The 17,032-nt window shown below is 68.5% G+C and carries 11 protein-coding genes and 1 pseudogene; 4 read left to right on the top strand and 8 right to left on the bottom strand.

Annotated features, from left to right (window positions below):
• Positions 1 to 135: 135 nt before the first annotated feature.
• Positions 136 to 1,785 (top strand): FAD-dependent oxidoreductase, encoded by a 1,650-nt coding sequence (locus tag EV386_RS04940; RefSeq protein WP_130412861.1) that lies wholly within the window; start codon positions 136 to 138, stop codon positions 1,783 to 1,785.
• Positions 1,786 to 2,129: 344 nt separating this feature from the next.
• Here the strand turns inward: EV386_RS04940 and EV386_RS18240 are convergent, their stop codons facing one another.
• Complete coding sequence (locus EV386_RS18240; protein ID WP_165399846.1) at positions 2,130 to 2,327, bottom strand: hypothetical protein; 198 nt, start codon at positions 2,325 to 2,327, stop codon at positions 2,130 to 2,132.
• 165 nt (positions 2,328 to 2,492) lie between these two features.
• Here EV386_RS18240 and EV386_RS04935 point away from each other — a divergent pair.
• Both EV386_RS04935 and EV386_RS04930 read left to right on the top strand, forming a co-directional pair.
• Positions 2,493 to 4,035: pseudogene (locus EV386_RS04935) on the top strand (ISL3 family transposase).
• Between the two features lie 509 nt (positions 4,036 to 4,544).
• A complete protein-coding gene (locus EV386_RS04930; protein ID WP_130412859.1) occupies positions 4,545 to 5,567 on the top strand; it encodes a hypothetical protein in 1,023 nt (340 codons plus the stop codon).
• A gap of 194 nt (positions 5,568 to 5,761) precedes the next feature.
• Here EV386_RS04930 and EV386_RS04925 read toward each other — a convergent pair whose 3' ends face one another.
• From EV386_RS04925 to EV386_RS04900, 6 genes are all read right to left on the bottom strand, one after another.
• Positions 5,762 to 6,442 carry a DUF2290 domain-containing protein gene (locus EV386_RS04925; RefSeq protein WP_130412857.1) on the bottom strand — a complete coding sequence of 227 codons (681 nt, stop codon included), beginning with the start codon at positions 6,440 to 6,442 and terminating at the stop codon, positions 5,762 to 5,764.
• A complete protein-coding gene (locus EV386_RS04920; RefSeq protein WP_130412855.1) occupies positions 6,435 to 8,597 on the bottom strand; it encodes a DEAD/DEAH box helicase in 2,163 nt (720 codons plus the stop codon). Before EV386_RS04920 ends, EV386_RS04925 begins: the two co-directional genes overlap by 8 nt.
• Before the next feature lie 126 nt (positions 8,598 to 8,723).
• Positions 8,724 to 9,959, bottom strand: a complete 1,236-nt coding sequence (locus EV386_RS04915) for a DNA adenine methylase (RefSeq protein ID WP_165399845.1) — start codon at positions 9,957 to 9,959, stop codon at positions 8,724 to 8,726.
• Between the two features lie 46 nt (positions 9,960 to 10,005).
• On the bottom strand, positions 10,006 to 11,409 hold the full coding sequence (locus EV386_RS04910) for a hypothetical protein (protein ID WP_130412851.1): 1,404 nt from the start codon (positions 11,407 to 11,409) through the stop codon (positions 10,006 to 10,008).
• 2 nt (positions 11,410 to 11,411) lie between these two features.
• Positions 11,412 to 13,412, bottom strand: a complete 2,001-nt coding sequence (locus EV386_RS04905; RefSeq protein ID WP_130412849.1) for a helicase HerA domain-containing protein — start codon at positions 13,410 to 13,412, stop codon at positions 11,412 to 11,414.
• A gap of 721 nt (positions 13,413 to 14,133) precedes the next feature.
• On the bottom strand, positions 14,134 to 14,730 hold the full coding sequence (locus EV386_RS04900; protein ID WP_130412847.1) for a transglutaminase-like domain-containing protein: 597 nt from the start codon (positions 14,728 to 14,730) through the stop codon (positions 14,134 to 14,136).
• Between the two features lie 435 nt (positions 14,731 to 15,165).
• On the opposite strand from EV386_RS04900, the gene EV386_RS04895 reads away from it, so the two are divergent.
• Positions 15,166 to 15,501: a hypothetical protein gene (locus EV386_RS04895; protein ID WP_130412845.1), complete on the top strand. Its 336-nt coding sequence runs from the start codon at positions 15,166 to 15,168 to the stop codon at positions 15,499 to 15,501.
• 169 nt (positions 15,502 to 15,670) lie between these two features.
• Here the strand turns inward: EV386_RS04895 and EV386_RS04890 are convergent, their stop codons facing one another.
• Entirely contained in the window at positions 15,671 to 16,894 is a 1,224-nt protein-coding gene (locus EV386_RS04890) for a vWA domain-containing protein (protein WP_242607835.1), read from the bottom strand.
• Positions 16,895 to 17,032 lie beyond the last annotated feature (138 nt).

Below are 17,032 nucleotides of genomic sequence, written 5' to 3'. Positions count from 1 at the left end.
TTGCCGGAACCTCCGTCCGCCTGATGCGACATTCGTGAACGGGTCTGTAACACCCCGGTCCAAGTGGTGCGCAGTGCGGACCTATGGTGTGCGAAACCCCAGTAGCGCGAACATCGCAACGCGAGGAGAGCAGTCGTGACTGGTTCACTGGACGTCGACCTCTTGGTTGCGGGGTCAGGCGCCGCGGGGCTCACCGCCGCGCTCACAGCTCGCGACGCGGGTCTGAGCGTGCTCCTCGTAGAGAGCACCGAGTTGATCGGTGGATCCTCAGCGACGTCCGGCGGTGGGCTGTGGGCGCCCGGCCATGGCGTCTTGAGCGACGGAGGCCAACCTCGGCCTGAGCCCGTCGACGACGTTGGCGCCGCCGCCCGGTATCTGGCCGCGCTGACCGGAGACGATGCGGCGACAAGCCCGGCCCGCCAGTTGGCATTCCTCAACGGCGCTGCCCCGATGGTGAGTTGGCTGCACAGTCAGGGATTCGCCTTCGACGGCGGACTGTCCATGGCCGACTACTACCTGGACGTCCCCGGAGCCTCCCGCCAGGGTCGCGAGGTCGTGCCCGCCCGATGGGATGCCCGAGCGCTCGGACCGTGGGCAGAACGAGTGCGCAAACTGTTCCCACTGCCAGTCCACGCCGCCGAGGTCGGTGGGCTGGCACTGGCCGGCCGCACCCGATCCGGACTAACCACCGCCGCCCGGGTGGCGGTTGCCAGTGCCGGGGGCATGCTCCGCGGAGGACGCATTTGGGGTGCGGGGCGCTCACTTGTCGGGCAGTTGCTGCACCTCTGCCTGCGGGCGGGTGTGCAGGTCTGGTTGGACGCTCCCGTGAGCGACCTGGTCACCGATGCCGGCGGGAACGTCACGGCGGCGATTGTCACCCGCGCCGGCCGCCGGGTCGACGTGCGTACGGCGCGGGGCGTCGTCCTGGCAACGGGAGGGTTTGCCCGCGATCCAGCGCTGCGCGCCGCGCACCTGCCCGTGCCCAGCACCTCCTGGACCGTCGCCGCACCAGGCGACTTGGGCGACGGGATTCTCGCAGGCCGCGCCGTCGGCGCGGCCTGGACGCTCATGGACGAGGCGTGGTGGGGGCCTACGATCATCGGTCCAGGCGGAAGGCCGCAGTTCGTTCTCTGGGAGCGCTCCATGCCGCACGCCTTCCTCGTCGACCGATCTGGCCAGCGGTTCTGCGATGAGTCCGGCGTGCTGGAAGACGTCGGCCGGGCGCTGCTGGAAGTCGGCGAATCCTGGCTGTTGCTAGACGCCCGACACCGCGCGTCGTATCCGTTCGGCTGGCTTCCGCCTCGGGTCCCACCCGTGCGCTGGCTGGCGTCCGGCGCAATGATCCGGGACCGATCGCTGGCGCGTCTCGCCACAAGGACCGGAATCGACGCCGACGGACTTCGCGATACCGCCCGCCGGTTCGCCGGCCAGGCCATCACCGGCGTCGACCTCGACTTCGGCCGCGGCGCCACCGAATACGACCGAACCGTCTACGCCGACCCCCGAGTGCGTCCCAACCCCAACCTGGGCGCGGTGTCACGCCCTCCGTTCTATGCGGTGCCGGTCCATGCGGGTGATGTCGGGACCAAGGGGGGTTTGCTCACTGACGGCAACGCCCGGGTGCTGCGCGTCGACGGCGAGCCGATCCGTGGCCTGTACGCCGCGGGAAACACAGCTGCCTCCGTCATGGGGCGGTCATTCCCCGCGCCCGGAGCGACCCTGGGGCCCGCGATGACCTTTGGCTACGTCGCAGGCCTCCACGCCGCGGGTCGATCCTCCCAGTGACGTTGTCGCTGTCGCACCACAACGTAGAGCGTGTTGCGTCGTTCGCTGGACTCCGCCAGCCCTTCAGGGGTCAGTTTTCACGAGTCGTCAACAGCCCGGAGAACAACGCCGGCACGTCGAGCGGTCTGCCCGTCAAGAGCTGGTCGCAATCGTCGTCGAGCGGGAAGTTGAGCCGTCCAAGAGATCGTCGGTCACTGCACTGGTGTCCTAGATCGTGATCTTCACGCTCTGTCAACGAACGGGATCGCGCGAGCCGACACGAGCCAGCCCGCACTCGATCCACGGGATCTCGGCCCGCTAGGCCTGTCTCCCACTACGGCGACGACATCGTGATCGACGCCTGGTCATCTGAGGTCGCCGAGCCGCGCCCTCATCTGCCGAAGCCCGCCGGGCACCACCTGGAACCCGTGGCGCTCGTAGAGCCCGACCAGCGCGGCGTTGCGAGCGTGCAGGCCGACTGTCTCGGAGGGCGCGCCCATGTGCTTGGCGCCGGCCAAGACCAGCGCCGTCGCGTCACGCACGCCCGGCCGCTTGCAGAACATGCTCAGCGCCCAGTCCGCGTCAGGAGCGCGCCTCGGCTCGCGCGGATGTGCTGGAGCGAGCCGCCTGCGCTCCCGCACGCACACGGCGGGGGTCTGTAAAGCCAGCGGCTCTGGCGCACTTTCGGTGGTGACCGATTGCGTTCGGCGGATCTGTCATGATCTGCCGTGCTCGATGCGTCGGTGCTGGTCAGGGCGGTGTTCGCGGGGCTGGACGGGCTGATCGTCCAGGACGTGGAGGAGGGCGAGGGCGGGCTCGTCCTCGCCGTGACGACACGTGGCGGGCCAGCGGGTTGCCCGGTCTGCGGGCGGCCGTCGACGCGGTTGCATGCCTGGCACGAGCGCGCGCCGGCTGACCTGCCCGTCGCTGGGCTGCGGGTCGTGCTGCGGGTCCGGGTGCGGCGCCTGGTCTGCCAGTCGCCGCACTGCCCGCGCAGGACGTTCCGTGAGCAGGTCCCGGGCGTGCTTGAGCGTTATCAACGGCGCACGGCCCGGCTGACCGAAGCCCTCGAGGCCGTGGTGACCGAGCTCGCGGGGCGCGCCTCGGCCCGGCTCGCCCCAGCTCTCGGCATGCGCCTGCGGCGAGACACCGCGCTGCGCGTCCTGCGCAGGATCGAGCTCCCGGCGCTGGTCGTGCCGCGGGTGCTGGGGATCGACGACTTCGCGTTGCGGCGCGGGCAGGTCTACGCGACCGTCCTGATCGACGCGGACACCGGCCGCCGGGTCGACGTCATCCCCGGCCGGGACGCCGACGTCGTCAAGGCGTGGCTGACCGCCCATCCCGGGGTGCAGGTCGTCACAAGGGACGGGTCGATGCGTCTACGCCCAGGCCGTGCGCGACGTCCTGCCGGACGCGACACAGGTCGCCGACCGGTGGCACCTATGGCACGGCCTCGGTGACGCCGTCGGCAAGGAGGTCGCGGCGCACTCGGCGTGCTGGGCCGCGGCCACCGCGACCGGCATGCGCGAAGGACGGCTCGCCGAGACCACCGCGCAACGCTGGGAGCAGGTCCACGAACTGCTGGACGCCGGGGTCGGCTTGCTGGACTGCTCACGCCGCCTCGGGATCGCGCTGAACACCGTCAAGCGGTACGCCCGCGCCGCCAAGCCCGAGCAGATCGCCCGCCCACCGCGCTACCGGGCCACTCTGGTCGACCCCTACCGCGACCACCTACGCCGACGCCGGGACGCAGAGCCGGGCGTGAGCGTGCAGCAACTGCTGGCCGAGATCCGCGACCTCGGGTACACCGGGAGCCAGAACCTGCTCTACCGGTACCTGAACCAGCACCGCCACCCGGGCGAGCACCAGCACCTGTCCCCACGGCACGCGACCCGGCTCCTGCTCACCCGACCCACCGCCCTGACCGAGCGGCAGACCGAACGCCTCGGACGGCTCGTCGCGGCGTGCCCGGAGATGACCGCCCTGCACGACCTCGTCGCCGGGTTCGCCCGGCTGCTCGCCCCCGACGAGTCGAACGCCGACGCCCTGACCTCCTGGATCGAGCAGGCCCGCGCGGCGTCGTTGCCGCACCTGCACTCCTTCGTCCGCGGCCTGGAACAAGACCGCGACGCCGTCATAGCAGCGGTCACCCTGCCGCACCACAACGGGCGCACCGAGGGCGTCAACACCCGCACCAAGATGCTCAAACGCCAGATGTACGGACGCGCCGGATTCGACCTCCTCCGCCACCGCATCCTCCTGACAGCCTGAGCGTCACGGCAGGCCACACAACCGCAGGCCACACCGCAGGCCACACCACCGAAAGTGCGCCAGAGCCGCGGACGGCGGCGGCTTGGTTGACGTGGGGGGCGACGACGGGGGTCTTGCAGCCCCTTCCGGGCTCACTGATCCCACCAACTGGCCCTGCAACGGCGCGGCAAGCACGCTCTGCGCCTCTCGGCGGTGGCACCGCGCCCAAGCAGGCACTCCCCGTCGTGTGGCCGATCTGCGACGTCAGGCCAAAGTGGCTGCGAACATGACCCTCGGCGACGGATGTACGCACCGTCGGGCGACACTGTGTGCCTCGAGTGGTTCGGAATGTACGCCAGTGGAGAGCAACACCCGCGTGGCGCAGCAGGAAGCCCTGAACCCGGGGTGGTCGGGCTTGCGCTGCGACCGGCCGTGTCGCGATGGGCGACTCGGACTGGGGCCACCGTGCTCAGTCCCGGCCAGGCGCGAAGGTTCCATGGTTTGCCGTGGGCCACGGGGACAATGGCAGAGTGAGCGGTCTCAACTTCTTCAACGCGGCGCTCTTCGATCCCACGAAGGCTCCGGCCAAGGTGTCGTCGCGAGCGTTCCGGAGCGCTATCGAGGCGGCGCTCATGGCCTACACGCGGCGCAACCTGGAGACGGTCCTCGCCGAGGAGTTCGGGCTGCCATGGCCGGAGTCGGATCGCCCGCCAAGTGACCCCGACTACAGCAAGCGCGAAGTCATCCAGGCGTACACCAAGGGCTGGAACCTCCCCCAACTCGTCGCCCTGGCGCGTCGAATCATCAGTGAGCTCGAGCTATCCGAGGCCGCTCTCGCCGACCTGACCGCCCTCCTTGCCGAGCACGACCGCGGAGGAGGTGTCGGCGCGCCCGCGAAGAACCTGATCTTCGCTGCGAACGGTCCCAAGCCCGACTTGGTGCTGCGCGACGCCCTCAACAACGATATCGAGATCGTCCGCAACGGCGAGTACTGCCTCGTCTACGACCGGCCGATCCCGGCCGACGGCCTGAAGTACAGCAACCTGATCGATTGGTGGCGAGAGCGTCAAGGCTTCGCCGATACCGCGTCAGCGCGGGACGTCGGGTTGGATCTGCATCGTCGCCTCCAGGAGTCCCTCGGAGCCAATCCCGCCGAACTCGTCGTGTTTGAGGCCTACGCGGCGCGCTACAAAGACGAGAAGTTTGAGATCCCGGCTCTGATTCCTCAGGTCTACCTGCACTTCGACCCCACGACCCAACTCGCCCGCCGGCGAGCCGGCCAGAGCGGTCGACCGCTTCAGCGGCAGCGGATGGACTTCCTGATCCTGTTCTCCAACAGACATCGGGTCGTCCTCGAGGTCGACGGGAAGCAGCACTATGCGCAAGGTGAGACCGCGAGCCCGACGCTCTACAGCGAGATGGTGGCCGAGGACCGGCGGCTCAAGCTCGCTGGATATGAGGTCTACCGGTTCGGTGGGGCCGAGCTCATGAAGGACGGCGCGGACGGGATGCTCGCTGAGTTCTTCGACCAGCTCGCCGAGCGCATGCGCTAACGCCGCGCCCGCGTCCCGCTCGCCCTCTTGGGGAGACCGCGCACGCTCCGGGTGCTGTCGCGACTCACGTACACACAGTTCGCCACCGCGCAGGTGTTGCCCGAAGTGGCGTACAACCCATTGCCCGATGTCATGTTCAGAGCCACAGAGCAACACGGTCACTGGCGGGGCACGCGAGGGTACGCGTCGGACGGCTACGCAGATGCAGGAACGGCGAAGTGCCCGAGCTCCTGCTCTCGAGGCGTGATCGTCTTCGGCATCTTCACGCGGGGACCCGGGAGCTCATCGGTACCCAGCCAGTCCTTGGTCCGGTAGAAGCTGCGTAACACCAGCTCGAGGAAGTGCCAGGGCGTCATCGCCGCAGTCACCGCGATGCGGCAGTGCTCGTACAGCCCGAAGGTCATGTGGGAGTGCGGGTGGTGCAGGTCGACCGCTGCGCCCGCGTCGAAGTCCACGCGCATCGGGACCGGCACGACTCGAGGGTCGACAACGTCCCCGTAGACCTCGTCGCGCAAGTACAGCTGGGGGTCATCCTGGTACGCGGTCAGATCGGGCGACGGAAGGAAACTTGCGCTCGAGCGAAGGAGCTGACCGCTGCGCTTGGAGAACTCATACCGCATCTGGACCAAGGCCCCGTCCAGGAACCTCAGGTCGTATGCCGACGCGTCGAAGGCCCCTTCGTACAACTGGCTGTAGGGCACCTTCTCTTGCATGCGCGGCGCCGTCTTCCAGTAGTCGGACTCGAGCACCACGACGTCGTCCGAACGGGTGCGCCGGGCCGGGAAGTTCTGGTGGTCGACCAGGCTCTTCTCGATCAGGTAGACCGCGACGTCGTGAAACTCCTTGCGGAACGACTCGACCAGCGGCTCAGGCATCGGTGTCGCTCAGCAGTGCGCGCAGCCGTGCCACCGTCTCGGCATCGAGGTCCTCGGTGTAGACGGCGCCGCGCTCCAGGTCGCTCACCAGTTCGCCCAGGGATTGCCCGTAGTGCCGGAGCTTCTTGACGACCTGGGACTTGTCGCGGTGCACGATCCGCAGCTTCGCGCGCACCTCCTCGTTGGGGTATACGAAGTCGAGAGCGAAGTCACTGGCCTTGATGCGGTTGAACTCCTCGATCAGCGCGTCCATCTCCGGCCCCACCCCGGTCACCCTGACCCAGGCCTTGGAACGCGTGACCGCCGTGAACAGCCGGTTGCGCACCTGCGCGAGGTTTGCGCCCGAGGTGAACTTCTCCTGCGCGTTGACGACGTAGACCATCCCGGCCTCGTTGCCCTTCGCCCGGTACACACCGGTGACGGTGACGCTGGAGCTCTCCGGGGAGAAGAAGACGTCGGCGCGCGTGTCGACGCCGGCGAGGTGGGAGTCGATGTCGAGCTCGACGAGTTGCTTGCGCAGGATGCCGACGTTGTTCCGGGTCGTGAACGGGTCGGGATTGATCACGATGATGTCGTTCGCGACCATCTCGTCCACCTCGAGGTTCTGCTTGATCTGAGCGGCGACCCACCGCGCCTGCTCGGCCGCGGTTTCGAAGCGGCGGAACTCGATCAGGTCGTCGATCGGTGAGTGGTTCTCGAGGAAGAGCGGGCTCGAGTCGCGTGTACGCGCCAGGCGGACCCGCGCCCCATCGGCGAGGGACCCGTCGGTCACGCGGTAGCCGATGTCGCCCCACAGGTCCTTTTGCTCAAAGATCTGCACCAGTCCGGTGCTCTGCGCGGGCGGCGGCGTTCGAAAGATGCCGAACCCGAGCGCGTGCGCGGTGGACAGGACCGGTCGGGAGTTGCGGTAGCACTTGTAGAGGATGATGTCGCGGCGCGCCCCGGTCGGGTCGTCACGGTCGAACGTGACGAGCGGGCGACCGTCCCTGTCGGTGCCGAAGATCTCCTCGGCCGGCGGGAGCCCGGAAGCGTTGAGGTTCTGCAGCTCGTCGTAGGCGTAGACCAGGCGCTTGACCGGACCGAGCATCTGGTAGCACATGCGCAAGAAGGACGGCGGCAGGTCCTGGGCCTCGTCGACCAGGACGACGTCGAACGACTGCACGGGCTCGCTCGCGGCGTCGAGCGCCGCGCTGCATGCACCACTGAGGGGGTCGATGCCGCCGAACTGCGCCTTGGCCGAGGCGAAGTCGTAGTAGGCGACGTCGTTCTCCACGCAGAAGCGGTAGTAGATGCCGTCTCGGTCGCCGCCACCGCGCGCACCCCACGCCGGCAGGATCTGGACCTTCGTCCAGTCGGGCTCTTCGCCCGCCTGCTCGATCGAGAACATCGTGATCAGTGACCGGAACTGCTCTCGCAAGGACCGCGTCATGAAGGTCACCGCGATACGAAGCTCGGGGTGCTGCGCATGCAGGTAGGCCGCCTTGAGGGCCAGCACCACCGTTTTGCCCGACCCGGCCAGCCCGCGGATGCGCTGCACATCCGAGGCGGTCTCGATGACGGCGCGCGACTGCTGCGCGTCGAGGGTCGCGATCGAGCCCTCCAGGGCCTTCAGGCGTGCCCCTCGGGAGTTCTCGTCGACCACGACCCGTGCCGTGCTGGTGCGGCGGATCCGCGACATGCTCTGCAGCGCCGACACGGTGCGCAAGAACAGCTCGGGGTTCGGTTCGTCGAGCTCGAAGTCTGCCAAGACCTGCGCGAGGGTGGCCTCGTTCGCGACCGGGAAGTCCGGCTCGCCGTGCGGGTGGGACAAAGCCGGCGCGAAGGTAACAGTGCTCAGTTGCACGAGGAGCTCGCGGCGGCGCACCAGGTCGCGGTGGGCGCGAAGCTTCACGTCGAGACGGTTGACGTCGTCGTCCTGCCGGTCGACGAAGTCGCCGAGATCGGTGCCTTCGACCAGATCGAAGACCACGACACCGTGCTGCGGAGAGACATAGACCGCGTCGATCGGGCGCTTGCCGTCGGCGGCGGTGGTGATCGGGTAACCGACGAACAACTCGCCACCAGTCGGCGCCTGGTTCGACTCGAAGAACCGAGCGAGCGTGTCGCTGGCGACGGGCTTGGTGTTGGTACCCCGCACAACGTTGTTAGCCGCCACAGCCCTGCCTTCCGATCGCGTGGGTGTAAGCGTAGCGACGCGTGCGACACCGCGCCGATCCCCGTGTCGCGGCCCGAGTGCAGGTCACAGGCCCGCGTCGTCGCTTCCAGCCCCGGCCACCAGCCATCAGCGCGTGGTCGCCTGCGCGGCCCGCTCCCATTCGTGCGTCGAGCGGAACTCCTCATCGAGCGGGACGGTTGACGGCGGCAACGTCGTGAGCAGCAGCTCGCTGGCCGCCCGCTTGCCGCTCTTGCCCGACGCGCTGTACCGCGTGGACAGCAGGCGTCGGCTGATGCGCCACCGGTGCACGCCGAGCAGTTCGCGGTCCTGGCTCGAGGGGTTCATCTCTCGCCGCGCGTACAACCTCGGATCCTGGATCAGGGTGTGATCGGCGTCGTAGCTGAGCACCCACCGAAACTGCGCGCGCTCGCGCAGATACTCCGCCAGCTTCAGGTGCAAGTCACCGACACGCTCACTGGTCTGCGCGGCTGCCTCATCGGACGCGGCCGCGTACCCGCCGTGCGGGTCGAAGCTTGTCCGGTACAGCTTCTCCGACTTCTCCAAGTAGGGCGGGTCGAGGTAGGCCACGACGCGCGACGGGATCAGTTGCGGGAACCTCTCGGGCACGTCCTCGAGGGTGCGCTGCCAATCGCAGAGCCACACGTCTACGAGCCGGCCGGTGTAGTAGAGGTGCCCGATGAAGCGCAGGCGCTCTTCGAGCCCCTGCTGGTTCCATCGGCATCCGATCCCGTACGGCGAGGTCTGCGCGCGTCCACCGATCGGCCCAGCGCGTCCGTGCAGGATCCCGGAGAACGTCGTGCGGTTCAGGAACAGGCACTTGACCGCCGTTTCGAGGCGTGCCGTCGCCTCCGAGACACCGGCCGCGGGACGCCAGTCACGCCAGTAATCCCAGCGCTCGACGGCGACGGCGCCACCGCGCTGCACGTAGGTGCTCCGCTCGTGCTGCATCCGCTCGATCAACCGGTCGGTGTCGGCGGCCGCCGCCTGCCAGAACGACGCGACTAGCGGGTCGGCATCGGCGAGCAGGATCCTCTCCACGGTGCCGTCGCCGACCAACCGCAACGACGCGGACGCGCCGCCAGCGAACGGTTCGACGAGCAGGTCCACGCGCGGGACCTCGCTGGACGCAGTCGCCGCGGAGATCACCCTTCCGAGCGCCGGGGCGAGCGCAGACTTCGCGCCCGGGTATCGCAATGGCGACTGGTAGCGTCCCTGGGCGAGCGGGTGGGTGATCTTGCCCGGGGTCAGCCTGAAGGCGGCGCCGTCCCGGATCCCGAGGGTCTCGCTCACTTCCCGGGGCGAGGCGGGCACACGCACATCGCCCACCATTGCCTCGGTCATGCCCATATCCTGCCCGACTTGCGCCTCAACTCCGCACCAGTTCAGATCACGGCCTGGCGTGTCGTGGCGCGTCGTCGAGGCCGAGCTTGCGGCGCGCTACGAGCTTGAGCACGTCGGTGCCCACGCCGATCGGGAACGCGGCCGACCCGTGCGCCAGCGCCGTTGGGATGATGCCATCCTGGTACATCGACGAGCCGGTGCGATCGAAGACGTCAAGGATCGCGGCCATCTGCGGGTAGCTGGACGGGTCGGGAAGCCCGCCGTCGCGGTCGTAGGGCCGGCCGGCGGGGGGGACGAACGTGGGCACGAGCACCCTGCCGTCCGCGGTGCGGTAGATGAACTTGCGCCCCCAGTAGGTCTCCTTGCCATACCCCAGGGCGTTGTCGGTGTTGTAGATCTGCCCGATGACACGGGCGTCGCAGACCAGGAGCTCACCGGGCGCGAGCACGTCGTGCTGTAGGAGCCGGCGCGCGAAGTCGACGATCGGTCCGGTTTTCTCCACCCCGACGATGTATGGCATGTGCCCCGCAGGGCCCCCGCCCATCGCTTGGAAGTACCGCAACGCGCGATAGCGCAGCGGCGCGGGCGGACCCATCACGGCGAGAGGCCCGTCGACTATGAACAGCGTCTCCGGCAGCAGGTCGGCTCGATGCTGGCGCCACAGCAGGGTCACCAGGCCCACGAGGACCAGGAGTTCGACGACTGACATGAGCCGGCCCAGCGACGTCTCGTTGGTGCCCTCCTCGACCACCTCGTCGTGGATGCCGAGGATGTCGGTCGGGAACACGGGGTGGTCGCAAGCCGGGCACGGGAACCCGATCGGTGCCGCAGCCACCGCGGCCGGCACCGCGATGCGCGTCTGCTTGCAGTCGGTGTTCTGACAGTCGATCTCGATGGACGTCGCTGGAACGCCGGGTGCGCCGTACAGCAGGCACAGCAGGTCGAGGAGGGTGAGGTTGAGGTTGTTGACCTCAACGCGTTTGGTGCGGAAGATCCGGTCGACTGCCTCGCGCCAGGATCGCTTGATGTCGACTCCTTCGCGCTCGTAGGCGCCCGCGCACGGCAGGTCGAGAGAGACCAGCGCCCGGTTGACGGCGCCCTCCAGGACGACTGGGTCGACAAACCGGACCGCCCGCTGGTTCTCGAGCGCTTGCAGGTCGAGGTAGGCGGCCGCGGCCTGCGCGAACCCGTAGACCACGCTGGGGAGCCCGTCGCGTACGTGCGCCGGCATGCGCGACCCATCGATCGCGAGAGCAGCGCGAAGCGTGTGTACTGGCGCCGCCGGCATATCGCTCCGGCGGCGCACTCTCTGGCTCAAGGAGTCGAGGTCGGTAACTCTCTCGGCGGGCACGAAGAAGCTGCGCTGGTCGGCCATGGAACGGAGGACGGCCTCGGCGTGGCCGGTGCGCGAGGCGAGCTCGAACCCGCCGCCTACGGTCTCGTACGGCACGGTCAGGCCGCGCTCGTCGGCACGAGAGCCGGGTCGTTCGCCGCGGCACGGGCCTCGTTGACTAGCTCGAGACCGTACGGGTCAATCTGGACCGGCACGATGTACGGCGAGCTCATCGTCTTCAGCCTCACATAGCCGCGGTCCTCCTGGGAGATGATCGCCTCGGCGAACGCCTCGAAGTCGTAGAACTGACCGAGGTTCCGCAGTTCCTTGGTGTTGTTCAGGTGGGCGACCACCCAGTTCTTGGTGTTGGCGAGCACCTCGTGCGCGACGCCCGAGACCTCCTGCGTCGCGTAAATCAGGCCGATCTTCAGCTTCGAGGACTCCTTGGCCATCCGCACCCACACATCCAGCTCGTCGGTGAACTGCCGGTTGCTGAACAGGTTGTGCGCCTCCTCCAGAACGACCTGGATCCGCGGAGGCTCGACGCCCTTCGTGAACGTCTCGGTCTGCCGCTCCATGAGCCGCGAGGCGATTCCCTCCGACATGCGGCGCGTCACGGCGAGCGGGCCGAGGTGCAGGTCAACGATCACGATCTTGCCGTCCACCAGGTCGTCGAAGATCTGGTCGCGGAAGTCCGACTTGGAGTCGGGATGGTGGAACGGAGCCAGCGGCTTGAGCTTGGTGTAGCCCGACACCGACCGGTTGCCGTTCATCTGGGAGAAGATCGGCAGCGCGGACTTGTATGGGTCGCCGTCGACGAAAGAGTTGAACCCGTCGGTGTTGACCATCGACCCGTCGGCGGCGCGGTCCACGAACCACTGGCACACGTCGACCAGGTGGTCGCGGTTCACGCCGACCCTGCCCTTGCGAGCCGGGCGGAACAGCGCTCCGGGGAGGTCCCGCTCGATCGCGTCGGCGACGGGGTCCTTCATGGACACCCACGCGCGCCACGGGTATTGCGTGTCGACGGGGTCCTTGGTGGGGATCATGAAGTCGGCCTTTGCCAGTGCGCCGTAGAGCATCAGGCGTCCGCGGTCGGCGCGGGCCGCTCGCTCGTACCCCTCCTTGGTGCTCTCCCCAGGACGAGGCGTGCCGGCAAAGTCGGCGTTGACGAACGCGCGGACGTAGTCGGCACCCGACTCGCTCAGGCTCGAGGAGACGAAACCCTTGGCGACGTCGAGCTGGCCGGGGTCGAAGAAGTTGATGCCGAGGGGGCGCACGTTGCTCGCGTTGGCCGCGCCACCGAACCGGTAGATCACGACACGGTCCTCGCCAATCGCGGCGATCTCAGTCCCGTCCTGCTGGTTGGGGTTTGCGTATTCGCCCTGCGGGTCCAGGATCAGCTGCCCGATCGGCCTCCCACCGGCCTTGACCGCCAGCTGGGAGATCACCTGGGTCCGGGCAACGACCGTCTTCATCGTGTTCGACTTACCCATGCGGGTCATGCCGAACATGCCGGTCTTGTTGCCGATGAAGTCGTGGATGTTGACTTGGACCGCCGCGTCGTCCTGTCCGGCGGCCTGTGCGCGGCGACGGGTCGAGGAATACCGCACCGTTCCGATGCGGACCATGTCGACAGGCTCCTTCGTCGGGGCGGGCTTGATGTACGAGGCGACCGCGGACAGGCCCTTGCCAACGGGCTTGAGCACGCGGTAGGTCGACGTGGCGTAGAAGTTGTCGACGTCAGCGCCGAACTCGAGTCGTGTGGTGCCGTCGACGATCGACTCGTAGAACGTCCCCAGCACCCGGCAGCGGAGCCCGGTGAACGAAACGCGGTTCTTAGTGAACGGGTCCAAGCCCATGTCGAGGACCACTGCAGGCGAGGGAGAGTCGTACTGCGACAGCGCGGTCCGCAGCGACTCCTCGCGCACCGCGAGCAGGTCGGACTCCAGGGACAACGGGGCGCTCCCCTCGACGCGGAGGAGCAGCACCTCGTCGTCGTCGAAGCCCTCCGACGAGATGTCGCGCGCCGTGGCCAGGAGCAGCGAGAACTGCGGGATCCCGGCGACGTCGTGCTTCCACTTGTCGTGCGTCAGAACGATCGCTTCGTGAAAGTCCATCCGATGGATCGCGCCCACACGAACGCAACGGTCCTCCGCCAAGAGCTCTCGCTCAAGTAGGGAGCCGTGACCGGCGGCGGGGAACAGCGACTGCGACACAGGCAACTCCTCATCAGGGACGTCGGTCACCGCGCCGGCAGCGCGAGCCTCGAGGTCCCCTGGATCCTTGCAGGTGCCGCCGACATCCCGCCCCCTTGTCACCGGCGGCGCCCGAACATCACCCGGTCGCGTCCGCCAGCTTTCGAGGGGAAACGAGGGAAACGAGACCGTCCGCGCAGGTCAGGCCGTACGTTTCGTTTCCCCAAGGCCCGGCGAATCGATCCCGGCGTGGCCTCTCGGCCAGGGGAGCAAAACGGACAGCCGCGCCGGACTGACCGGTCCGATGCGGCTGTTGTTGTTGCCGGGTGGTGGTGTGGCTGACTGATACCCGATGCCCCTGCGGGCGGGGCTGCGCAGTTGTCGATGTGCGGGTGGCCGTCTGCCGCTGCTGGCCGTGCGGCGCCGGCTGCTGCGGGCCGCTTGTCGAGGTCGGTGCAGCTGGTTGTTGCTGCTACGGCTCTACCCCCTGTGGCAGCCGCGCTGTCCGCGCGAAGGTACCGACCCCGCCAGTAGCGCATCGTTGATGCCGTCGGCGCATGACCACTCGACGAGAGATCGCGCGGAAGGTCAGGTATCCGTGGTTTGCGGCCCCGATCCCTCAGCTCTCTGGGGACAGAGCCGGTCATTCCTTCAGCGCTGGGGGCAGCCCCTGCCTGTAGAGGAGCAGAACGTCGTCAGCGCGCTTCAGGGCGTCGACCACTTCGGGGACCGGAGCGGTGTAGACGGTCGGATAGTCGACCTCGCCTTCGACAGGGTCGACGGGCCAGGCCAGCTGTTCCTGCTGCAGCGAGAACTGCGCGTCGACGCCTGGCTTGTTGCCCCTCGGGTCCTGACGGTGCCACGAGCCATCGAGGTACACGGCGATGAGCCCGTGCAGTGCGTGACCGCCGGTGGCCTCGTCGGCCAGGCGTTGATAGCACAGACCTGCGGGAATGTGTTCAACACGCAGGAGCGCCGTGAGGAGGTGTGCCTTGGCGTAGCAGAGGCCAACCCTTTCGCGCAGCGCCTCGCTCGCCGTGAGCGTGACGCGCGGATCTTGAACGTCGAAGGAGTGCGAGACGTTGTCGCGGACCCATTCGAAGGCAGCCTTGGCGTAGAGAGCGTCGTCGAGCGTGGACGCCCGCAGTTCCGCAGCGAGAGCGCGAACCTCTGGATGCGTGGCGTCGATGACCTCATCGGCGGCCAGGTAGTCGTCGGGGTCTTGCGTCCTGAGGTCCACGGGCAGCGAGCGTAAGTCACCCAGAACATGGCTGAGCGGCGCATCTCACGACGGCCGCGAAGCGCCAGACGGACGCCGCGGACACATGACGCTCGTTAGGCCGTGCGAACTCACTCTTCGCGGATCGCGCGGATCGCGCGGATCGCGCGGAACGCTCGGAGTCGAGAAGAGTACGGCGGCGTCTCCGTGCAGTCTGCACTGCACGTCGACAGTTGCTGTGGTTGTTGGTGTTCGTTTGGTGACGTTGTCCTGTCCACTGCTTGGGGCGAGCGGCCGCCCGTCGCGACCTGCTGCTGGAGTCCAACCCTCATGGGTCCACCACGCGCGCAACAGCGAACCCGGGGAACTCAACACCCTCGGTACAGGTAGCAACCTCATGTGAACGTCGGGGAGACTGCGCATGACTCCGGCCGGCGTCCGACGCGAGGTGCACCCATGGTCAACTACATCGAGCTCACGAACCTGGGCCCGCTCGCCCGGGACACCATTTCGGAACTACGGCGCACCGGCGGACAAGTGCCGATCACGAGACTCGGCGCGCCAACAGGCGCCAACCTGATCGTGGCACGACCCGATGCGCAGTTGTCACTCCGCGAAGCGACCACCGACGCGTCACGCATCCTCGCCGCGCTCGACAGCACTCGGCCCTCTGACATGACGGCCATGTTCTACATCCACGGGTACAACGAGCTGGCGATCGTTCTGGGCGACCTACTCGCGGCGGTCGGCGAGCCACCTGACGCACGGCGAGACGACACCCCGGCCGTGTGACCGGACCGGAGTCGCGCCCAGGCAGGACTCCGTTGTGTCAACGCCGACCTGCATCTCGCGGCACACACCCGATCGGTGTCACATGGTTGGGCGGCATGGGGGCCGAGGCAGGTTTGACCGGAAAGGGGGTGGCAATCTGTCGACGTCACTACGACAGGTCTCGCCAGGGCTACTGGCGGACGAGGACCCACGCCTCAATGCCGTTGCACGGAATGACGTCCCTCCTAACGTAACTGCCCTCCCGCTTGACAGGTGCAGTTAATCCGTCCGTCAGGACGATCACGACGTGGGGCGCACGGGTTGCGGCCTCGGCGGCGGCGATGCCCACGCGCATGTCGGTGCCGCCGCCCCCGGTGAGGTTGATGCTTGCGACCGACCGGATGCGTTGGGGCTTGGTGGCGGCGGCGTCCACGGACAGCAGGCGCAGGTGTTCGCGGGCGACGCCGGAGGCGTGCAGGACGCCGGTAACTTCGCTCATGGCGGCGGTCAGGTCGGCTTGGCCCATGGAGCCGGACGTGTCCACGACGACGGACACGATCACGGAGGGGGCGCGCATGGCGGGCTTGATGATGCGCGGCAGGCGGCGCCGGGAGGGGCGGGAGTAGGTGTAGTCGACCCGTCCGGCGCGGTCGGCCACGGCACGGCGCACGGCGGCGCGCAGCACGCGCTCCCAGGGCACGGTGGGCGGGGCGAGCACGTCGGATGCCCAGCGGGACAGCCCAGCGGGGACGGAGCCGCGTCCCTTGGCGTGGGCGGCTTCCTGCACGGCGTTGGCGACGCGGCGGCGCACGAGGTCGCCCTCGGCGGCGGTGATGGGGGCGGCGGTGCCGTCGTCCAGGTTGACGCCTGCCGGGAGTTCGCCGGGGGCGGGTGGGCAGCCGGACCCGGAGCCGCACCCTGCCGAGCCGTCGTCGGGCAGGGCGGGCGGGGCGCCGGTGGGCGGGACCAGGTGGGCGTAGTACGTCTCTGCGAGGTCGCCGTCCTCGCAGCCGAGCGCGCCGGGGGTGACGCAGTCTGCGGGCAGCGGGATACCGGCCGCGAGCAGGTCGTCGTTGATCTCGGCGTCCCCGGCGAGGTTCCAGGCCAGGTTGTGCCTCGGGTTGGGCAGGTTGGCGGCGCGTCCGGCGTGGTCGCGCAGCAGGTGGCCTACCTCGTGCAGCAGGACGGCGCCGATGGTCGTGGAGTCCCAGCGGTTCGGGCCGGTGAGCAGGTCGGGGTCGAGGTAGAGGCGCCAGGCGCCGTCCACGGCGAACGTGTCCAGGCCGGGGGCGGCGACGGGCGAGACGGCGAACAGCGCGTGCATGAAGTACGGGGCGCGTTCGGCGGCCACGAGGCGTCCGAGCCGGAACGCCTCGCGCTCGTCGCTGGTCAGGGGGCGGGTCGGGGCGCTCACTGGAGGACCATCCTCTCTGCGGCCTTGATCGGTAGGGTCGTGATCACTCGGTCCCGGCGGGTGCACGGCCATCTGCGCGTGCCGCTCGACGGCCAGCATGAGTTCTGCCGGCCCTGCCGGGCCGAGGCCGTCCGATCG

The organism is Xylanimonas ulmi, from assembly GCF_004216535.1.
GTDB lineage: Bacteria > Actinomycetota > Actinomycetes > Actinomycetales > Cellulomonadaceae > Xylanimonas > Xylanimonas ulmi.
This window is presented reverse-complemented; position numbering and strand designations above follow the sequence as displayed.